General features: G+C 61.8%; 8 protein-coding genes. All 8 read right to left on the bottom strand.

Annotated features, from left to right (window positions below; all coding sequences use genetic code 11):
* Positions 1 to 325 precede the first annotated feature (325 nt).
* The 8 genes from BLT54_RS21875 to BLT54_RS21845 all read right to left on the bottom strand — a co-directional run bounded on the left by BLT54_RS21875 (position 326) and on the right by BLT54_RS21845 (position 3601).
* Positions 326 to 667, bottom strand: a complete 342-nt coding sequence (locus BLT54_RS21875; RefSeq protein WP_074647542.1) for a hypothetical protein — start codon at positions 665 to 667, stop codon at positions 326 to 328.
* A 153-nt stretch (positions 668 to 820) separates the two neighbouring features.
* The gene (locus tag BLT54_RS21870; protein WP_074647541.1) at positions 821 to 1018 is read right to left on the bottom strand and encodes a hypothetical protein; all 198 of its coding nucleotides are present in this window, start codon (positions 1016 to 1018) and stop codon (positions 821 to 823) included.
* The gene (locus BLT54_RS21865; protein WP_074647540.1) at positions 1018 to 1239 is read right to left on the bottom strand and encodes a hypothetical protein; all 222 of its coding nucleotides are present in this window, start codon (positions 1237 to 1239) and stop codon (positions 1018 to 1020) included. The genes BLT54_RS21870 and BLT54_RS21865 overlap by 1 nt, the downstream gene beginning before the upstream one ends.
* 62 nt (positions 1240 to 1301) lie before the next feature.
* Positions 1302 to 2654 carry a class I SAM-dependent methyltransferase gene (locus BLT54_RS21860; protein WP_083351951.1) on the bottom strand — a complete coding sequence of 451 codons (1353 nt, stop codon included), beginning with the start codon at positions 2652 to 2654 and terminating at the stop codon, positions 1302 to 1304.
* Between the two features lie 11 nt (positions 2655 to 2665).
* Positions 2666 to 2830: a hypothetical protein gene (locus BLT54_RS22730; protein WP_157903888.1), complete on the bottom strand. Its 165-nt coding sequence runs from the start codon at positions 2828 to 2830 to the stop codon at positions 2666 to 2668.
* The gene (locus BLT54_RS21855; protein WP_074647539.1) at positions 2827 to 3183 is read right to left on the bottom strand and encodes a hypothetical protein; all 357 of its coding nucleotides are present in this window, start codon (positions 3181 to 3183) and stop codon (positions 2827 to 2829) included. The genes BLT54_RS22730 and BLT54_RS21855 overlap by 4 nt, the downstream gene beginning before the upstream one ends.
* A complete protein-coding gene (locus tag BLT54_RS21850; RefSeq protein WP_074647538.1) occupies positions 3180 to 3389 on the bottom strand; it encodes a hypothetical protein in 210 nt (69 codons plus the stop codon). The genes BLT54_RS21855 and BLT54_RS21850 overlap by 4 nt, the downstream gene beginning before the upstream one ends.
* Positions 3386 to 3601, bottom strand: coding sequence for a hypothetical protein (locus BLT54_RS21845; protein ID WP_074647537.1), 216 nt, complete (start codon positions 3599 to 3601; stop codon positions 3386 to 3388). Before BLT54_RS21845 ends, BLT54_RS21850 begins: the two co-directional genes overlap by 4 nt.
* Positions 3602 to 3703: the final 102 nt, after the last annotated feature.

The raw sequence follows: 3703 nt of genomic DNA, 5'->3' as shown, positions 1-3703 counted from the left end.
CCAAGGATGCAGGGGGCGTTCGGCTTGCCCGAATCCCCCCTGCCAGTGTGATCGCCGCGCTCGCGCGGGGATCTCCGAACCCTCTTCCGCCAGAGACCGCCGCCTACGGTCAAGGTCTGGCGCTGCGAAAGCGACCGTTACCCGGATGGGCCGAGACTGGCCCCCTGAGGGGGATCACCCGGCCTGCACGAAGCCGGAGGCGCAGGAAGGCCGGGGAAACCCCTTCGCCCCGTCAAGCGGACAGCCTTGCGTGGGGGAACCGGCGGTTCCCCTGCCGCTCATGGCGGCGTTCGGCTTGTCCGAACCCCCATGAGCCGCCGATAGATCAGGCCGCAAGCTGAAGGCGCAGCGTCGTCTTTTCACCGGCGCGAAGCGGGAAATGGGCGACGGCGAAACCGCAGTCGGCAAGAAAAGAGATGATCCCGGTCGCGGTCTTGAACTCTCTCACCTTGAACCCGCCCCGCGCGGCATCCATCCGGGCAGTCACCAGCATCTGAACATCGCCTGATGGATCGACACTCTTCATGACCCAAAGGCCGTGCCAGCTCGGCCCCTTTCGGAATGGCTGTTCACGGCATTCGATTTCGAGCTGGCCGCCATGTTCCAGGCTTTGCCGCAAGCCCTGCTCGCTGATGACATTCGGGGTAAGCTGGATCTTGTCGGCCACTGAAATTCCTCGTCTGCTGCACAGCAATATTATAGCATTGCAGACAGAAAGTGCATCACCGAATGGCGGATTACTGCCACGGGGATGCACTGGCGATGAAGGTCATGGGGGCTGTCTGCCCCCGCGCCTCGCGGCGCTCCCCCGAGGATATTTTCAGGAAGATGAAACGGCGGGAATCTCGTAGGGGTGCGCCGGGCCGTAGCGCGTTCCCTCCTGTTCAAAGAAGCCTAGATGGCCGAGCAACCATGCTCGATGCAGCGCCGAACCGGCGACCAATCGCCGGATCGGGCGGGGAAAGGTGCGGCCCGCATAGCCGCGCAGATAGGCGAGAAGATAGAGGCGGTCGAGCATCAGCCTTCGTCCTCCTGTTCGTCGCCAGCAAACCGCAGCACAGCGCAGACGATAGTAAGGGCGACCAGGACGGAGCCGGCAACGCACATCACGACGATACCAACTGGCGACCAGAGGCGAAGGATGCCGCCCATAACGAGGATCAGCGCGTAGAATGGAAACGCCACCTTCGGCTCTGAAAGCCGGGCCGGAAGATCAAAGATCGAATGGCTAAAAGTCATGGGTGCAACTCCTGATGACACAATATCAGCGTGTGGGGCGGGCCGGAAGGCCCGCCCGACGATCAGGCGCGGGGCTTGTAATAGACACAGTATCCAGTGGGGATGTTCGTGCCGGAGCTGGCGAAGCTGCCCACGGGCAGATCGCGCCAGTCGCCAATGGTGGTGCCGTGGTCGTAGTAGGCGGACGCGGGCAGGATGCAGACCAGACAGCCGCCGGGCTTCAGGAATTTCACCGCGTGATCGAGGTGCTTCTTGTAATGCCGCCCATAAAAAGGCGGGTTCATGACCACTTTGTCAAACCGCGGATCGGGCGCGACCTGAAGGAAATTCGCGGTCATGACGTGATGGCCCTTCGCGCGGGCCAGATCGGCACGGGCGGCGTCGTATTCAACTCCCGTGACGGACACAGCCCCGCTCATCCGGTTTTCGCGCAGATCGGCGTTGCGCCGGGCCAGCTCGTCCATCAGTGCGCCGTCGCCGCAGGACGGTTCTAGGATTTCCTCGCCGCCGCTAAGGTGCAGGGCGTCGATCACGGTTTCTGCCACGGGCCGGGGGCTGGCATAGAATTGCAGATCGCGGGCAACTTCGGTGCTTGGCCGCTTCGCCTCGGCCTCGTTCGGCGCGTCGGGCAGCACTTCGCCATAGAACTCGGCCAGGGCGCGGTTGATGTCTTTTCGGCCCTCGGGGTCGAAAATCAGGTGGGCGTTGCCATTCTTGAAAACGCGGATGATGCCACCACAGAAATCAGCCTCGCCGTGGCGCTGCGCCTCGTCCATCGTGTCTTCAAACTCGCGGTAGGTATAGCGCGGCTGGCTGCGATAGACGCGCAGGGCGTTGAGGGTATCTTTCACCCGCTCCCGGCCCCAACTGTTCCAGCCGGTCACATAGGAAACGATGATCCGCTTCGGCAGGCCCTCAACACCGATTTTCACTTTGGAATGGCTCTTATAGGCCGGGTCCAGATCGGTGAAGCATTCGGCCAGCCCCTTGAGGACGTGAAAGCGTTGATCGAGCAAATAGCTCCCGAACACCTCAGCGATATTTTCCAAGGTGAAGGGCAGGGGGTTGGTCAGCTTCAAGTCGAGCTGTTGCCGGTCCTTGGCGCTGGCGATGTTCTCGATATTCAAGCCTTCGTAGACGTGTTTCCATGCGGATCGCAGGAGAGTCAGGCGCACGTCGCGCTCATATAGGCTCGGATCGGTCGCAAAGACGCGCCCGCCGTAGGTGCCGCCGATGCAAGCGGCGGCATTGATCGCGGTTTCGGCCTTCTTGAAAGCCTCGATGGCGCCGGGGATGCTTTCAGCCTTTGAATCATACTCCGCGACGATCTCGGACAGGCTGCGCCGGATCGCCGGTGCGCCGTGGTCCTTCTGGTCGGTTTCGCCAATCTTCGGAAATTCGCTGTGAAATGTCATGTTCTCGTCTTTCATCCTTGGCCCAGGAACCGCTCGCCAGCGTTCGGGCCGTATTCGATCACTTCCCAAACCTCGTGCCCGGTGCGGCTGGCGTAGCGCCATGCCGTCGCCTCGTCCTTGTGGACGCGGGGCAGGTCGTCGGGGTGTTCGCGGGTCTCAAAGGTGCGCCAGCTCATGCCTCGGTTCCCCGAGGCATGGCTGCGAAAAGATCGTCGTTGTCCCAAGCCGGGTGCGATTTGGCGGCGGGCAGGGGATCGACACCCTTGGTCTCGATCACAAGGCGCGCCGTGCGCTCGCAAGGACAGCCATAATCGTTGCGGTAGTTCTCGCGGATTTGGACTTCGTAGCGGTTCGGCGTCTCCGGGATCGGCGCGACGGTGTAACGCTTGGGTGAGGATTTTCGGCCCAGCCAATCCGCGCCCCATGTGGCGGGATGCTTGTCGCGCTGATACTCGATGCAAGCCAGAATATTGCGCTTGTCGGAGGCGGTCAGGTGCCGCCCCTCGATGAGTGAAATCTGCGGTTTCATTGGGCCTTCTCCTGAAGGTAGGTGCGATACCCCTTCTGATCCGTGCTGCCGAAACAGATCACATGCTGATCGGCCAGATGGCGCAGGTCGCAAAGCGCATACTCCATCAGATCGGCTACCTGGCCGGAGGCGTCAGGATAGAGCGCGGTCAGTGCATCAAGGATGCGCGCTGCCTGAATGTCGGGGGTGTTGTTGGGGGCACTCATACCCCCATCTCCGTCCAGTCAGTCGCCCAAGTATCCATCGTTGCGACGGTTTTGCCTTCGGGATCGAGCAAGCGTAGATCGGGCTTGTGCGTGGCGGCTGCATGATGATCGCGGCCCATCTTGCGCAGCAGGTCGGGATTGGCGGAATAGACCACTTCCGCGCCGGGCAGACCGTCATATTCGGACCAAAAGGAAAAGAGACGTGCGGACATAAATCGTCCTCCTTGTGGTGATGCCCTATCCGGTCTGGTGCCGAAAATTGGGGCGGGGTTTCTGGCGAGGTCCGCTGCAAGCGGCCCTCTCCTGAAAGCCTG

The sequence above is a fragment of the Celeribacter baekdonensis genome (assembly GCF_900102315.1).
Classification (GTDB): Bacteria; Pseudomonadota; Alphaproteobacteria; order Rhodobacterales; family Rhodobacteraceae; genus Celeribacter; species Celeribacter baekdonensis.
This window is presented reverse-complemented; position numbering and strand designations above follow the sequence as displayed.

Excerpts from the sequence above, each read along its gene's own strand:
- BLT54_RS21865 (WP_074647540.1), bottom strand. The coding sequence starts at position 1,239 with ATGACTTTTAGCCATTCGATCTTTGATCTTCCGGCCCGGCTTTCAGAG.
- BLT54_RS21870 (WP_074647541.1), bottom strand. The coding sequence starts at position 1,018 with ATGCTCGACCGCCTCTATCTTCTCGCCTATCTGCGCGGCTATGCGGGC.
- BLT54_RS21850 (WP_074647538.1), bottom strand. The coding sequence starts at position 3,389 with ATGAGTGCCCCCAACAACACCCCCGACATTCAGGCAGCGCGCATCCTT.
- BLT54_RS21860 (WP_083351951.1), bottom strand. The coding sequence starts at position 2,654 with ATGACATTTCACAGCGAATTTCCGAAGATTGGCGAAACCGACCAGAAG.
- BLT54_RS21855 (WP_074647539.1), bottom strand. The coding sequence starts at position 3,183 with ATGAAACCGCAGATTTCACTCATCGAGGGGCGGCACCTGACCGCCTCC.
- BLT54_RS22730 (WP_157903888.1), bottom strand. The coding sequence starts at position 2,830 with ATGAGCTGGCGCACCTTTGAGACCCGCGAACACCCCGACGACCTGCCC.
- BLT54_RS21845 (WP_074647537.1), bottom strand. The coding sequence starts at position 3,601 with ATGTCCGCACGTCTCTTTTCCTTTTGGTCCGAATATGACGGTCTGCCC.